14 protein-coding genes are annotated in these 15,260 nt (G+C 58.1%); 9 read left to right on the top strand and 5 right to left on the bottom strand.

From position 1 onward, the window contains the following. Positions 1–67: 67 nt before the first annotated feature. The 8 genes from xerD to ung all read left to right on the top strand — a co-directional run bounded on the left by xerD (position 68) and on the right by ung (position 9,947). Positions 68–970: a site-specific tyrosine recombinase XerD gene (xerD, locus tag CFB02_RS10310; RefSeq protein WP_088557940.1), complete on the top strand. Its 903-nt coding sequence runs from the start codon at positions 68–70 to the stop codon at positions 968–970. 131 nt (positions 971–1,101) lie between these two features. After that, a complete protein-coding gene (locus CFB02_RS10305; RefSeq protein WP_088557939.1) occupies positions 1,102–1,833 on the top strand; it encodes a DsbC family protein in 732 nt (243 codons plus the stop codon). 145 nt (positions 1,834–1,978) lie between these two features. Continuing rightward, the gene (locus CFB02_RS10300) at positions 1,979–3,280 is read left to right on the top strand and encodes a homoserine dehydrogenase (RefSeq protein ID WP_088557938.1); all 1,302 of its coding nucleotides are present in this window, start codon (positions 1,979–1,981) and stop codon (positions 3,278–3,280) included. An 11-nt stretch (positions 3,281–3,291) separates the two neighbouring features. Further along, positions 3,292–4,692, top strand: a complete 1,401-nt coding sequence (thrC, locus tag CFB02_RS10295; RefSeq protein ID WP_088557937.1) for a threonine synthase — start codon at positions 3,292–3,294, stop codon at positions 4,690–4,692. Positions 4,693–4,698: 6 nt separating this feature from the next. After that, entirely contained in the window at positions 4,699–6,432 is a 1,734-nt protein-coding gene (gene recJ, locus CFB02_RS10290; protein ID WP_088557936.1) for a single-stranded-DNA-specific exonuclease RecJ, read from the top strand. A 94-nt stretch (positions 6,433–6,526) separates the two neighbouring features. Next, positions 6,527–7,622, top strand: a protein-coding gene (gene prfB / locus CFB02_RS10285) for a peptide chain release factor 2 (protein WP_099045589.1) whose coding sequence is annotated in 2 segments (ribosomal slippage) — positions 6,527–6,598 and positions 6,600–7,622 — 1,095 coding nt in all. Because the reading frame shifts where the segments join, the coding sequence is not laid out codon by codon here. A gap of 51 nt (positions 7,623–7,673) precedes the next feature. After that, positions 7,674–9,209 (top strand): lysine--tRNA ligase, encoded by a 1,536-nt coding sequence (gene lysS / locus CFB02_RS10280; protein WP_014576273.1) that lies wholly within the window; start codon positions 7,674–7,676, stop codon positions 9,207–9,209. A 3-nt stretch (positions 9,210–9,212) separates the two neighbouring features. Continuing rightward, positions 9,213–9,947: a uracil-DNA glycosylase gene (ung, locus tag CFB02_RS10275; protein WP_088557935.1), complete on the top strand. Its 735-nt coding sequence runs from the start codon at positions 9,213–9,215 to the stop codon at positions 9,945–9,947. Positions 9,948–10,105: 158 nt separating this feature from the next. Here ung and CFB02_RS10270 read toward each other — a convergent pair whose 3' ends face one another. The 5 genes from CFB02_RS10270 to nadB all read right to left on the bottom strand — a co-directional run bounded on the left by CFB02_RS10270 (position 10,106) and on the right by nadB (position 14,431). Next, positions 10,106–10,939 carry an HDOD domain-containing protein gene (locus CFB02_RS10270; protein WP_014576275.1) on the bottom strand — a complete coding sequence of 278 codons (834 nt, stop codon included), beginning with the start codon at positions 10,937–10,939 and terminating at the stop codon, positions 10,106–10,108. Positions 10,940–11,049: 110 nt separating this feature from the next. Beyond that, entirely contained in the window at positions 11,050–12,045 is a 996-nt protein-coding gene (locus tag CFB02_RS10265) for a YgfZ/GcvT domain-containing protein (protein WP_088557934.1), read from the bottom strand. Positions 12,046–12,066: 21 nt separating this feature from the next. Beyond that, on the bottom strand, positions 12,067–12,531 hold the full coding sequence (locus CFB02_RS10260) for a hypothetical protein (RefSeq protein ID WP_088557933.1): 465 nt from the start codon (positions 12,529–12,531) through the stop codon (positions 12,067–12,069). Continuing rightward, positions 12,515–12,787: a succinate dehydrogenase assembly factor 2 gene (locus CFB02_RS10255; protein ID WP_014576278.1), complete on the bottom strand. Its 273-nt coding sequence runs from the start codon at positions 12,785–12,787 to the stop codon at positions 12,515–12,517. The genes CFB02_RS10260 and CFB02_RS10255 overlap by 17 nt, the downstream gene beginning before the upstream one ends. 39 nt (positions 12,788–12,826) lie before the next feature. Beyond that, positions 12,827–14,431: an L-aspartate oxidase gene (gene nadB / locus CFB02_RS10250; protein ID WP_197694025.1), complete on the bottom strand. Its 1,605-nt coding sequence runs from the start codon at positions 14,429–14,431 to the stop codon at positions 12,827–12,829. 134 nt (positions 14,432–14,565) lie between these two features. Here nadB and rpoE point away from each other — a divergent pair, with 134 nt between their 5' ends. Further along, on the top strand, positions 14,566–15,252 hold the full coding sequence (gene rpoE / locus CFB02_RS10245) for an RNA polymerase sigma factor RpoE (protein WP_088557931.1): 687 nt from the start codon (positions 14,566–14,568) through the stop codon (positions 15,250–15,252). The last annotated feature ends 8 nt before the right edge of the window (positions 15,253–15,260 follow it).

Raw genomic sequence — 15,260 nt, 5'->3', positions numbered from 1 at the left:
CTTTTTTGTGTCTGAGGTTTCGGTATTCTTGGTGTGTTGTGGGATCTGTGCAGTCTGGGAACTTGCCATGAGAGCAGAAGATGAATCGGTGATCGTCAGGTTTGTTGATGCCATCTGGCTGGAGGACGGACTGGGCGAAAAAACCCGGCAGGCTTACCGGAGCGATCTGTTGCGGTTGTCGGAATGGCTCGAAAGTCAGCCTGGCAAGCCGGTGCTCAAGGATGTTCGCAGAACCGACTTGCTGGCGTGGATGTCCAGTGGCCTCTCGCAGGGCGTCAAGAGCTCCACGGCGGCCAGGCGGTTGTCCGGGCTCCGACGGTTTTATCGGTTTCTGCTGCGAGAAGGCCTGATAACTGAAGACCCGACCCTGCGGATTGACAGTCCCAGGCTGCCTCGGCGTCTCCCCGACTCGCTGACCGAGGACGAGGTGGATGCGCTGCTTTCCGAGCCGGACCCCGGAATTGCCATTGAGCTCAGGGACAAGGCCATGCTGGAAATACTCTACGGTTGCGGTCTGCGGGTCTCGGAGCTGACCGAGTTGCGGGTTGATCAGGTAAACCTTCGCCAGGGTGTAGTTCGGATCACCGGCAAGGGTGACAAGGAGAGGTTGGTCCCCCTGGGTGAAGAGGCAGTGGAATGGTTGCTTCAGTATATGAAGGAAGGGCGGCCGGAACTCCTTAAAGGGCGATCCTGCGATGCGCTGTTCCCGGGCAATCGTGCTGCGGCGATGACTCGTCAGACTTTCTGGCATCGTATAAAGCACTACGCGGTTCGAGTGGGTATTCGCAAACACCTGTCGCCTCATACGCTCAGGCATGCCTTTGCCACGCACCTCCTTAACCATGGTGCGGACCTGCGTGTGGTGCAGATGCTGCTGGGCCACTCTGACCTGTCCACAACCCAGATATACACCCATGTGGCTCGTCAGCGATTGCACTCGCTGCACCAGGCTCACCATCCCAGGGGCTAGCAGTGGGGCTGTTCCGCGATTGGGGGGGGTGAACTTTCTTTTTGTGTATTTGTCGCATTGAATTGATTCCCGGCCTGTGCCAATACTGCCCGGGTTGTTTAACTGCTTACTGGAAAAGGTTGTTTGCCAGAATGAATATGAAACATGTGGTTGTGGCGCTTGGGGTTGTCCTGGGTGCCTTTGGCGCGGCCAGCGTCAGTGCCGGTGAAGTGGAAGACCGGATTTCCGAGCGTCTGACCCAGGCCGTTCCCGGCCTTGAGGTGGTGTCGGTAAAAGAATCTGAAGCGAAGGGCCTCTATGAGGTTCAGAGCAACAATGGCGACACTATCTACGCGACCGAGGATGGCCAGTACCTGATGACGGGAGATCTTCTCAAGATTACCGATCAGGGCATTGCCAATGTCACCGAAGCCGCCCGCACGGAGGCCCGTCGCGAAATGATGGCGGACTATGGTAACAAGGGGCTTATAAGCTTCCCGGCCAAAAACGAAAAGGCCGTGGTAAACGTGTTTACTGATATCGATTGCCCTTACTGTCGGAAGCTGCATGACGAGGTGCCGCAGTTGAATGACTATGGCATTACCGTCAATTACTACGCGTTTCCCCGGTCCGGCCCCAATACAGCGTCTTTCAAAAAGTATGAGTCGGTCTGGTGTGCTGATGATCAACAGGCGGCCATGGACGCAGCCAAGGCCGGCCGCTCAGTACCCGACGCAAGTTGCGAAAATCCGGTGGGCGAGCAGTATGAGCTTGGTGGCCGGGTAGGGGTCACAGGGACACCCGCCATTGTTCTGGAAGATGGCAACATGGTTCGTGGCTATGTCCCGGCCCAGCGTCTGGCCGAAGGCCTCGGGCTGCTCTGAAATCCTGGCGCACCTATCGTATGAGGTGCGTTACGCGGTATTTTCGAAGGATCCGATTCAGGGCTTATTCAGTGAGGCCTGAATCGGTATACTATGCCCGCCTAATATAATTCATCAGCACCCCTTCGGGATCAGAGGTGAGAGTTTGAAAGACGTCAGTGTCGGAATCTGCGGATTGGGAACCGTCGGCGGCGGTACCTTTAATGTCTTGACCCGCAACGCCAGGCTGATTGCCGGTCGGGCCGGATGCAATATCCGGATTACCCGGGTTGCCAGTCGCCGGGCTCGCGAGGATATGGACCTCGGCGATGTGCCCTTCAGCACCGACATTTACGACGTGGTGAACGATCCCGACGTGGATATCGTGGTCGAGCTCATCGGTGGTTATGATGCGGCCAAAGAGTTGGTGCTGGCGGCAATCCGCAACGGCAAGCACGTGGTTACCGCGAACAAGGCCCTGATTGCCGTCCACGGCAACGAAATCTTTGAGGCCGCCGAGAAGGCTGGTGTTGTGGTGGCTTACGAGGCGGGTGTAGCCGGCGGTATCCCGGTCATCAAGGCTGTTCGTGAAGGTATGGCGGCAAACCGAATTGACTGGATAGCCGGCATCATCAATGGCACCGGGAACTACATCCTGACCGAAATGCGTGCCGGTCGGGAATTTTCCGAGGTTCTCAAGGAAGCCCAGGATCTTGGGTATGCCGAAGCAGATCCGACCTTTGATGTGGAAGGCATTGATGCTGCCCACAAGCTGACCATACTGGCATCGGCCGGGTTTGGCGTGCCGCTTCAGTTCGAGAAAGGCTTCACCGAAGGCATTTCGAAAATTACGCCCTATGACATTGCTCACGCCGAATTGCTGGGTTATCGCATCAAGCACCTCGGCATTGCCCGTCGCCGCGATGATGGCATCGAGCTGCGTGTGCATCCGACCCTGGTACCCCAGAGTCATCTGATTGCCCAGGTTGATGGTGTTCTGAACGCGGTTCTGGTGGATGGCGATGCCGTTGGCCAGACCATGTATTACGGTCCCGGAGCGGGGGATGAGGCAACCGGGTCGGCTGTTATTGCGGATATCGTGGATGTGGCCCGTGCCGTTTCGACAGAAAGCAAACTTCGCGTGCCCTATCTCGGCTTCTCACCGGAGGCCATGGAAGACCTGGATGTATTGCCCATGGAGGACATCCAGTCTGCCTACTATCTTCGCATTACCGCTCTGGATCGTCCTGGTGTGCTCGCCAAGATTGCCTCCATCCTGAGTGAGCATGGCATCAATATCGAGTCGATCATGCAGAAGGAATCCGAGCTGAAGGACGGACGTATTCCGGTGATCATCCTGACCCACACCGTTCAGGAGCGCCAGATCAACCGTGCGATCGAAGAGTTGGAAGCTCTGTCCGACACCGATGGCCATGTTGTCCGCATCCGCGCTGAAAACTTCAACTGACAGGTACGAACGTGAGATACATCAGTACGCGGGGTGAAGCGCCCGCACTGGGCTTTGAGGATGTTTTGCTGACCGGTCTGGCGACAGACGGCGGCCTCTATGTTCCTGAATCCCTGCCACATTTTGATCTGGAAGAAATCCGGAGCTGGCGCGGGCTTTCGTACAGTGAGCTGGCGTTCAACGTCATGCACCCGTTCGTGGATGACGCTATCCCTGCGGATGATTTCCGCAAGATGCTGGACGAGACTTACTCGGTCTTCGCCCACAAGGCCGTGGCCCCATTGGTTCAACTGGATACCAACGAGTGGGTGATGGAGCTTTTCCGCGGCCCGACGCTGGCGTTCAAGGATTTCGCCCTCCAGCTGTTAGGGCGTCTCCTCGACTATGTTCTGGAAAAGCGCAAGCAGCACGTGGTTATCATGGGAGCGACCTCCGGTGACACCGGCTCGGCTGCCATCGAGGGTTGTCGCCGGTGCGAGCACGTGGATATTTTCATTCTGCACCCCTACCAGCGGGTGTCAGAGGTTCAGCGCCGTCAGATGACCACCGTCCAGGGTGAGAACATCCACAACATTGCGGTGCGTGGCAACTTCGACGACTGCCAGCGCATGGTGAAGGAGAGTTTCGGCAACCAGTCGTTCCTGGGCGGCAAAACCCAGCTGGCAGCCGTCAACTCCATCAACTGGGCCCGGATCATGGCCCAGATCGTCTACTACTTCCATGCCTCCCTGGCACTGGGCGGTCCGGATCGGAGCATGGCGTTTTCCGTGCCCACCGGGAACTTCGGCGATATCTTTGCCGGCTACCTTGCCAAGAAGATGGGGCTGCCAATCTCCCAGCTGGTCATTGCGACCAACCGTAACGATATTCTGCATCGCTTCATGAGTGGCAACAAATACGAGCAGCACCAACTGGAACACACCCTGTCTCCGAGTATGGATATCATGGTATCCAGCAATTTTGAGCGCCTGCTATTTGATCTCCATGGCCGGGACGGGCTGGCGGTGAAAACCCTGTTGGAAAATGCTGCGAAGGGGCCCGTCAGTATCGAGGCCTATCGCTGGAAGCATGCGCGCAAGCTTTTTGACAGCGATGCGGTGGACGACAAGGCCACCTGCGACACCATTCGTGAGATCTACGAGCAGAACGAGTATCTGCTGGATCCTCACACCGCCATCGGCGTCCGTGCAGCGCGCAACTGCCGCCGTGATCAGGCGGTGCCAATGATTACCCTGGGTACTGCACACCCGGCCAAGTTCCCGGATGCCGTGGCAGAATCCGGCGTCAGTGTAGAGCCGCCGCTGCCGGCGCATATGGCCGACCTGTTCGAGCGGGAAGAGCGCTATACCGTATTGGATAACAATATCGACGGTGTGCAGGCATTCATTGCCAAGCACTGGAAAAACGCCTGATCGGGTATGACACCAAAAAAGATCCTGCGTCGCCCCCAGCCCGATACCCTTTCGGACTGGGGGCAAAACCTGCCTCCCTTGCTTCGCCGCCTCTACGCTGCCCGTGGCGTTACCTCTGATGAGCAGCTGAGCTACACCCTGAAGCACCTGGCTTCACCCCTGTCTCTGAGGGGTATTGATCGGGCCGTTGAGCTTCTTGTCGAGGCTATCGATCAGCAACAGCGGGTGCTTGTGCTCGGCGATTTCGACGCCGATGGTGCTACCAGTACAGCCGTTGCCATGCTTGGACTCTCCATGCTGGGTCTGCAGAGTATCGATTTTCGCGTGCCCAGCCGATTTGCCGATGGCTACGGCCTGACGCCGGGTATTATTGAGCGCCTGCGCGACGAGGGTCAGCTCCCGGACCTGATGGTCACCGTTGATAACGGCATATCCGCGGTTGAAGGTGTTCGAGCGGCCAAGGAATTTGGCGTGAAAGTGGTGGTGACCGATCACCACCTGGCCGGCGAAGAGCTTCCGGATGCCGATGCCATCGTCAATCCAAACCAACCGGGTTGTCCTTTCCTGAGCAAGAACGCCGCCGGTGTTGGCGTCATGTTTTACGTGCTCACAGCGTTGCGTAAGCAGCTCCGGGAAACCAATCGCCTGCCTGATCCCGAGCCTAACCTGGGGTGCCTGCTGGACCTCGTGGCGCTCGGTACCGTGGCTGATGTGGTACCTCTGGACCACAACAACCGGATCTTCGTGGAGCAGGGCCTGCGCCGGATACGCCAGGGTGAGGCCCGTCCCGGTATCCTGGCGCTGCTGGAAGTCGCGGGTCGGGACCACACGGCGATCAGCTCAACCGACCTCGGATTTGTGGTTGGTCCTCGCCTGAATGCCGCGGGCCGGCTTGATGACATGAGTATCGGGATTGCCTGCCTGCTGGCAGACAGTCTGGACGAGGCTCGCCGACTGGCCCGGGAATTGGACACCTTCAATCGTGAACGCCGGACCATCGAAAAGGACATGAAAGCCCAGGCCCAGGATCTGCTGTCTTCAATGTCGCTGGATCTGGATGGACTGCCCTGGGGTCTTGCGCTTTTCGATACCGATTGGCACCAGGGCGTTATCGGAATCCTGGCTGCCCGTATCCGTGAGCAGACCCATAGGCCGACCATTGCCTTTGCGCCGGACGAAAACGGCGTAGACATCAAGGGTTCTGCTCGCTCCATTCCCGGGCTTCATATCCGGGATGTGCTTGCCGTGGTCGACTCACGTCATCCAGGGATCATGAAAAAGTTTGGCGGTCACGCGATGGCTGCGGGCATGACCCTCGCCAGGGATGATCTGGATGCCTTTTCCGAGGCCTTCGATCGCGCCGTTCGAGACACCCTCTCGGCCGAGGATCTGGAGGCGGCGATCACAACCGATGGGCCTCTGGGCGCAAATGAACTGTCGTTGGACACCGCTGCGCTGCTCAAGCGGGCCGGCCCATGGGGACAGCATTTCCCGGAGCCACTGTTCGACGGCGAGTTCCGGGTGGTCAGCCAGCGGATAGTCGGCGAAAACCATCTGAAATTGGTGTTGCAACCTATCGAAGGCGGCGGGATCATCGACGGTATTGCCTTCAATACCGGGCCGGAAGTGCCTGATTACACGCGCACCGGTGCTCGAGTGGTTTACAAGCCGGATGCCAATACCTTCCGGGGGCGCACCAATCTCCAGCTTCTGGTGGATTACCTCGAGCCTCTTGCCTGATTCACGGAAACCCGCAGGCTGATTTACAAACCGATTTCCGGTAGAATCCCGCCTCTGTTTTTACTCTCCATTTTCTAGAGCGAGTAAGGGTTTCATGGAAATCAATCCCATTGTGACGAAGATTAAAGAGCTTCGTGAGCGCACTGAAGCGCTCAGGGGGTATCTTTGACTACGATCAGCGTAGTGAACGACTGATCGAAGTTGAGCGCGAACTGGAGCAGCCAAGCGTCTGGGACGACCCGGAGCGGGCACAGGCCCTGGGCAAAGAGCGCGCGGATCTTGAGCTGATCGTCAAGACCATCGACAACCTCACCTCCGGCCTGGAAGACGCCGAGGGCCTGCTGGATATTGCTGCAGAAGAAGAGGACGAGGGCACCGTTGCCGAGATCGAGTCAGATCTTGAGGGTCTTGATAAAGAGCTCGAGAAGCTTGAATTCCGCCGCATGTTCTCCGGCGAAATGGACGCCAACAACGCCTATCTGGACATACAGGCCGGTTCCGGTGGCACCGAAGCCCAGGACTGGGCCAACATGCTTCTGCGCATGTATCTGCGCTGGGCCGAGCGCCGGGGCTTCAAGGCCGAGATAGTCGAGCTGATGGAGGGCGAAGTGGCGGGCATCAAGAGTGCCACCATTCACATCCAGGGCGATTATGCCTATGGCTGGCTGCGTACCGAAACCGGCGTTCACCGTCTGGTGCGTAAGTCACCGTTCGATTCCGGCAACCGTCGGCATACGTCTTTCTCTTCCGTGTTTGTGTCACCGGAAGTGGATGATAGCTTCGAAATTGAAATCAATCCGGCGGATCTTCGGGTGGATGTTTACCGTGCCTCCGGCGCCGGTGGTCAGCACGTTAACCGGACCGAGTCGGCGGTGCGTCTGACGCACAATCCCACCGGTATTGTCGTGGCCTGTCAGGCTGGTCGAAGCCAGCATCAGAACAAGGACCAGGCCATGAAACAGCTCAAGGCGAAGCTGTTTGAGCGTGAGATGCAGGAGCGCAACGCCGAGAAACAGAAAGCCGAGGACGCCAAGGCCGACATCGGTTGGGGCAGCCAGATCCGCTCCTACGTTCTGGACGACAGCCGTATCAAGGACCTGCGCACCAAGGTAGAAACCAGTAATACCCAGTCGGTGCTGGACGGTGACATTGACAAGTTCATCGAAGCCAGCCTGAAGATGGCGCTGTAACCAGCGCCTTTGCCACGCTAACCCGGACAACCCGATTCCTAGTGAGCCAAAATGACTGATCAAACTCAGAATGCCGCACCGCATGAGGACAACAAGCTGATTGCCGAGCGCCGCGCCAAACTGTCAGAAATGCGCGACCAGGGCAACGCCTTCCCGAACGACTTTCGTCGTGACGCCACCGCCGCCGAACTGCAGGCGAAATACGGTGAAAAAACCAAGGAAGAGCTGGAGTCCCTCGGTATCAAGGTGGCCATTGCCGGCCGCATGATGCTCGATCGCAAGGCATTCAAGGTGGTCCAGGACATGACTGGCCGGATCCAGATCTACGCGTCCAAGGATGTCCAGAAAGACACCAAGCACTGGGATCTGGGGGACATCGTGGGCGTGCGAGGCACCCTGTCCAAATCAGGTAAGGGCGATCTGTACGTGACCATGGACGAGTACGTGTTGCTCACCAAGTCCCTGCGCCCGTTGCCTGAAAAGCACAAGGGCCTGACCGATACGGAAGCCCGTTACCGCCACCGCTACGTCGATCTGATGGTCAACGAGGACAGCCGTCGGGTGTTCTATGCGCGCTCGAAGATCATCAGCGCCATGCGTCAGTATTTCACCGATCGGGACTTCATGGAAGTGGAGACGCCGATGCTGCAGGTGATTCCTGGCGGCGCCACGGCGCGGCCCTTCGTGACCCACCATAACGCGCTGGGTATCGACATGTACCTGCGTATTGCCCCGGAATTGTTCCTGAAGCGCCTCGTCGTTGGCGGCTTTGAGCGGGTGTTCGAGATCAACCGGAACTTCCGGAACGAGGGGCTTTCCACCCGTCATAATCCAGAGTTCACCATGGTGGAGTTTTATCAGGCATACGCTGACTACAACGACCTGATGGATCTCACCGAGGACATGCTGCGCACCATTACCCAGAAAGTGCTGGGCACGACCACGGTGGTAAACAGCCGAACCCTGGCAGATGGCAGCGAAGAGACCGTTGAGTACGATTTCGGCAAAACCTTCGAGCGCCTGACCGTGGTCGATGCCATCCTGCGCTACAACCCGGATATCAAGCCCGAGCAGCTGGCGGACGACGCCAGTGCCCGTCAGGTTGCCAAAGATCTGGGTATTCACCTCAAGGAAGGCTGGGGCCTGGGCAAGGTCCAGATCGAGATCTTCGAGGCGACGGCAGAGCATCGCCTGATGCAACCGACGTTTATCACCGAGTACCCGAAAGAAGTGTCGCCCCTGGCGCGCTGCAAAGACAGCAATCCGTTCGTCACCGAACGCTTCGAGTTCTTCGTGGGCGGCCGCGAAATCGCCAATGGCTTCTCGGAGCTGAACGACGCCGAGGACCAGGCCGAGCGCTTCCAGGCCCAGGTTGCCGAGAAAGACGCCGGCGATGACGAGGCCATGTTCTACGACGAAGACTACGTGATGGCCCTCGAATACGGCCTGCCGCCTACCGCTGGTGAAGGCATTGGTATCGACCGCCTGGCCATGCTGCTGACCAATTCGCCGTCAATTCGCGACGTTATCCTGTTCCCGGCCATGCGCCCGGAGCACAAGGCGGAAAGCCGGAAAGACGAGGACTGATCCATGAGCCCGGTTGAGGTACTGGCCAGCCAGCTCAGGCCCGACCGGGGCTGGAAAGATCATCTCGCGGAAGAGTTCCGCCAGCCCTACATGCAGGGCCTGGCGGAATTCCTCGCCGCCGAGGAACAGGCCGGCAAAGTCCTGTTCCCCGCGAGCCAACACTGCTTCAACGCCCTCAACAGCACGCCCCTGGATAACGTAAGGGTCGTTATTCTCGGACAAGACCCCTACCACGGCCCCGGCCAGGCCCACGGCCTGTGCTTCTCCGTACGCCCGAACGTGGCCATCCCGCCGTCTCTGGTAAACATCTTCAAAGAAATCCAGGACGACCTTGGCATCGCTCCCCCCGACCACGGCTGCCTGCAGCCCTGGGCAGAGCAGGGCGTATTGCTGCTGAACAGCGTACTCACCGTCGTACAGGGCCAGGCCGGCGCCCACCAGGGTAAAGGCTGGGAAACCTTCACCGACAAGGTCATCGAAACCATCAACCGCGAACGGGAAGGCGTGGTCTTTCTGCTCTGGGGCAGCTACGCCAAAAAGAAAGGCCAGCACATCGACCGCAACAAACATCTGGTCCTCGACGGCCCCCACCCCTCGCCACTGAGCGCTTACCGGGGTTTCTTCGGTTGCAAGCACTTCTCAAAGGCCAACGACTGGTTGCAACAGCACGGAAAGCCCACGGTAAACTGGGCGCTGCCAAGCAAAGCTGAGCTGATCGAGAGATACAAGAAGAGCTGAGGGCATGCCCGCAAGTAGTCTTCGGGATGGGGTCAGGCTCCCAAAACCGTGCGGAGCCATGGATGGCGGAGCCGAGCGTACAGGGAAGTATTCACAGCGTGTTTTGGGAGCCTGACCCCATCCTGAAGACGGGCGGCCAAACTCCCAGAGGCAAAAAATTACTGAAGCAGCGCCATAGCCGCTTCCATCTGAGCGTTCAGATCCTCTTCCTCGCTCATATCGATATTCGGATCCAACCCAAGGCGATCAAACGCCGAAATCTTCGTCCAGTCCATTTCATTCCAGGGGTGCTCTGACCCCGCAACCAGCTGCAGATTGGCCACCATCACCAGATCCGCATAGTCGGCCGTTGGAACTTCCCGGTTGAAGTTGGCGTATTCCAGGGGAACGTTCTGGAGCTCTTTCGGGAAATCCCACTTCTTGAGGATGGTCGCCCCGATCTTTGGATGCAGCTCATCGACCACATTGTCCAGCATGATACTGCTGATCTGGATATCCTGATCTTCCACATACCGCAGGATGGGTAGCACACCGATCAGATGCACCAGACCTGCAAGGGTAGCCTGGTCGGGCTTGAGTTTCGTGTAGTGTTGCGCCAGAACATGGCACACGCCGGCGACTTCGGTACTGGTCTGCCAGGTGGCGCGCATGCGCTTGTCGATCATGTCGGACGTGGCCTGGAACATCTGCTCCATGGCCAGGCCCATGGCCAGGTTGCTGGTGTAGGCCATGCCCAGTCGGCTGACCGCCATATTCAGGTTTTCGATGGCACGACTGCCGCGAAACAGCGGGCTGTTGGTTACCCGGATGATGCGTGCGGAAAGCGCCGTGTCATTGCTGATGACCTTGACCAGATCGGCGATTGAAGAATCCTCGGATTGCGCAATATCTCTTACCTGAAGGGCCACCTCCGGAAGGGTGGGCAGCACCAGCTTATCGTTTTCGATGGCAGCGTTGAGATCGGCTTTGATGGTTTCGACAATATTCGACATGGTCAGTAGAGGTCCGCGTGTAGGTTCCGGCTGATGGCCCTGCCGGAATAATCAAACATGTGAGCTATTACATAGCAAAATAGCAAATTCTGGCGCGTTTGCCTGTCAACTTATGTATCTGATTGTGCGCTTTTTTCCCTTTCGGGCACCGGGTAGGGCAGTGGCATTGGCTCCAGCGTCACCTGTGACAGGCTCTCCGGATGCAAGGCGTTTTCAGCGGCATCGTGGCGAACCACCGCAAGTAATTCAACGCTGCCGTCGCGGTATTTGATCGCGTTGACCACTTCTCCGACTGACCGCTCGCCAGCAAACAAAGCGGTTCCGGGGGTTGGCAAGTCTTCTGACTGTTCAATACGGAAGCGGAAAAGGCTCTTTTTCAATTGCCCGAGGAAGTGCATGCGGGCAATCACTTCCTGACCCGTGTAGCAGCCTTTCTTGAAATGCACGCCGCCCACATGCTGCCAGTTCAGCATCTGTGGCACGAAGGACTCTTGTGTGGCGGTGGTCAGGGAGGCGACGCCCGCTGCGATTTCGGAGGCCTGCCAGTCGGCCGCCGACATACGGGCGCTGGCGGGAAGTGCTGCTTCGCCCTCTTTAGTGTGCCAGAACTCGAAGCGGGGCGTGCCCTCGGCTGTCGATTGCGTCTTCACGAGGATGCCGTCAGGGAGTGTGCAGGCGTCCCCGGGCTCTTTCAGAGAATCCAGTGGCTTTCCGGCGAGCGTTTCTGCCATGCCGTTGCCCAGAATCCCTATAATCTTCGTCTCCTGCACCACCTCCATGGTGGTTCCACGAAACAGCATCAGATATTTGCGCAAGTGGCTGATGATGTCGTCAGCGAGTTCGGCGGGAAAGTCCATCAGGATATCATCGCCTGAACGGACCATACGTGTGAGGCAGTAGGCACGCCCCTTGGGCGTTGCTGCGGCCGCGCGCGGTGAATGCTCCGGGATTACCTCATCGAGGTTCTGGCTGAACTGGCCCTGAAGAAACTTGTCGGTGCCCGGGCCGCTGACGCATACAACCACGCGGTTGTCGAGATCCGCCCAACCGTTGTCCGGCAGGGGATACTCTGCAACGGCAGATACAGAAGCGTCTGTGTTGGTCATGGCGTACTCCAGGTCATTGAATCAGTGAGATGATCGCCGGGGGCGGCCCAGTCTGAGCCAGACCCTTAGACGACGGAAATCCTCCGCCGGAACATTGCCCGGGTTTCGGGGTACTGGTGCCAGCAGGAGTGAAGTGTATGAGCGGAATCTGGTGCCTGCAGGTCGAAGTTTCAAGAGTGCCAGGCCTGACCAGATCCGGCTGGAGGCAAGTGGAATAACCTCTACCCTCTGATTGTCTCCGATTCTGGCATACATTTTATCGTGTTCGATCAGGAGACTACGCACGGAACCACCGCCCAGAAGTAACCCGTTTGATCGATATTGCAGGGCGGCGCCCCACAGTGCAATGGGGATTGCAACGAGAAGCCAGAATTTGCCTGCCAGCAGCGCCATCAACAAGAAAGCCAGCAGTAAAACCCATGGCAGCACCGCAAGCAGGCCGACCAGCAGGGAGGGCGTGAGCGTTAGCTCAATCCGGCTGGACACGTTTCAGAATGATATCGACCATGCGTTGAAGATCGGGATCTGCCGGGCGGCTGCGTTGCATGAACCACTCAAACATGTCGTTGTCTTCGCAGGTGAGCAGTTTTTTGTAGCGGGCCTGGTCTTCAGCGTCCAGATCGCGGAAGGCCTCTTCCATGAAGGGAATCAGAAGGTTGTCCAGCTCCAGCATGCCTCTACGGCTATGCCACCAGAGGCGGTTGAATTCTGCTTTTTCAGACGATGCAGGTGTCTCTGACATAGTGTTTACCATTGAATCCTGTGTAAAAACGGTGTTCGTTCAGGGCGCGAGTGTACGGTAGGTGGTGGGAACCAGCACGGTATCACGCACCTCATTGATCAGTCCCGGATAATCGAGAGTGTAGTGCAGCCCTCGGCTTTCCCTGCGCTGCAGTGCCGAACATATGATGAGATCAGACACGGTGACCAGGTTACGAAGCTCCAGCAGGTCGTTGGTGACACGGTAGTTGCTGTAGAACTCGCCGATTTCCGCAGACAAAAGATCCACCCGGTGCTTGGCCCGCTGCAGCCGCTTGGTGGTCCGCACAATGCCGACGTAGTCCCACATGAAATGGCGAAGCTCGTCCCAGTTGTGGGAGATTACCACGTCTTCGTCAGAGTCCCGCACCTGGCTTTCATCCCAGTCTGGTGCCTCTGGCGGTGGTGGAATGTCGGCTTCCCGGCGGGCAATATCCGCCGCAGCCGCACGGCCATAAACCAGACATTCCAGCAGGGAGTTGCTGGCCATTCGGTTGGCCCCATGGAGCCCGGTGAAGGCAGCCTCGCCGACCACGTAGAGCTGGTTAACATCGGTTCGGGCACGTTCATCGCTCATGATTCCGCCACAGGTGTAGTGAGCGGCTGGAACCACGGGAATGGGCTCGCGGGTAATATCGATACCGAAGCCCAGGCACTTCTCGTAGATGGTGGGGAAGTGATGCTTTATAAAGTCGGCGGGTTTGTGGCTGATGTCCAGGTACAGATGATCAGCGCCCAGTCGTTTCATTTCGTGGTCAATGGCCCGGGCAACGATATCGCGGGGCGCCAGCTCGCCACGCTCGTCAAAGCGATCCATAAACCGGGAACCATCCGGCAGTTTCAGCAGGCCACCCTCGCCCCTCACGGCTTCCGTGATCAGGAAGGATTTGGCGTGGGGGTGATAAAGGCATGTGGGGTGGAACTGGTTGAACTCCATGTTTGCCACCCGGCAACCGGCCCGCCAGGCCATCGCAATCCCGTCTCCGGAAGCGCCGTCCGGATTGGTTGTGTACCGGTAGGCCTTGGAGGCGCCACCGGTGGCAATTACTGTGAATCGTGCCCGGAACAGCTCCACATGGTTGTCTTCAAGGTTCAGGATGTAGGCACCGACGCATCGGTTTCCCGGCAGGGACAGTTTGCGATTGGTGATCAGATCCACAGCCACCCGACCAGACATGAGTTCTATGTTTGGTCGTGCCTCTGCCTGGGAGGTGAGGGTGGTGGAGACCGCATGCCCCGTGGCATCGGCGGCATGAATGATGCGCCGATGACTGTGGCCTCCTTCACGGGTCAGGTGGTAGTGGGCGTCCTGATCCCGCGTAAAATCGACACCGGAATCGATCAGCCAGTTGATGCTTTCCCTGCCATTTTCGACCGTGAACCGCACAGCGTCCTCATGGCACAGGCCGGCGCCAGCATTGAGGGTGTCGGAGATGTGGTTTTCGGTGGAATCCTGATCATCCAGAACTGCGGCGATACCGCCTTGTGCCCAGAGCGTGGCGCCGCTGCTGATCTGGGCCTTGCTCACCACGCAGACCTTCAGGTGCTCTGGCAGATTGAGCGCGACGGTGAGGCCGGCAGCACCACTGCCGATAATGAGGACATCGTATTCAAAGGACTGTGGCATCGGGTCGTTATCGCAGGCCATAATGTGGACGTGTATTGAACTAAACTTTACGCTTGCTGTCTATTTGGCCTGACAGGGTGAGCCGCCTGACCGGTGGTCTAGCCCGTTTCATGAACGGACGCCGGATAGCATCAATGACGCAGCGAAACTTGGTACAGGCCGGACAGCTGGCCATCAAATCAGGGAACCCCGGCAACCAGTCCATGACTCCTGATACAGAGAAACAACAGGGCGATCACCCTGACAGCCAGACGGATTTGCAGCTGGTGCGCAAGGTTCGCAATGGTGATCGCGCCGCCTTCGATCTTCTGGTGGTCAAATACCAATCCAGAGTCGCATCGATTATCAGTCGGTACGTCTACGACAGTCAGGAAGTCATGGATCTGACCCAGGAGACCTTCGTAAAGGCGTTCAGGGCGATCGAACGTTTCCGGGGAGACAGTGCCTTCTATACATGGCTGTACCGGATCGCCGTGAACACCGCGAAGAACTACCTGGAGTCCCGGGGCCGTCGCCCGCAAGGCAGTGCCGACTCGGCCGAGGCGGAGAATTTTGATGATGGCTCCCGACTCCGGGATACCGCCTCGCCGGAACGACTGCTGCAACGGGAACAGCTCCAGAAAGAACTGAACAGGGCTATTGCCCAGCTTCCCGAGGAGCTGCGTTCCGCCTTTCTGCTCAGGGAGTACGATGGCCTGAGCTATGAGGATATCGCAGGCATTCTGGAGTGCCCGATCGGTACCGTCCGTTCACGAATATTCAGAGCCCGGGATGCGGTTGATAAGCATCTTGGACCTTTACTCAATCACTCCGTGACGTAATTGAGGTT

This window comes from Marinobacter sp. es.042 (genome assembly GCF_900188315.1).
Classification (GTDB): Bacteria; Pseudomonadota; Gammaproteobacteria; order Pseudomonadales; family Oleiphilaceae; genus Marinobacter.
This window is presented reverse-complemented; position numbering and strand designations above follow the sequence as displayed.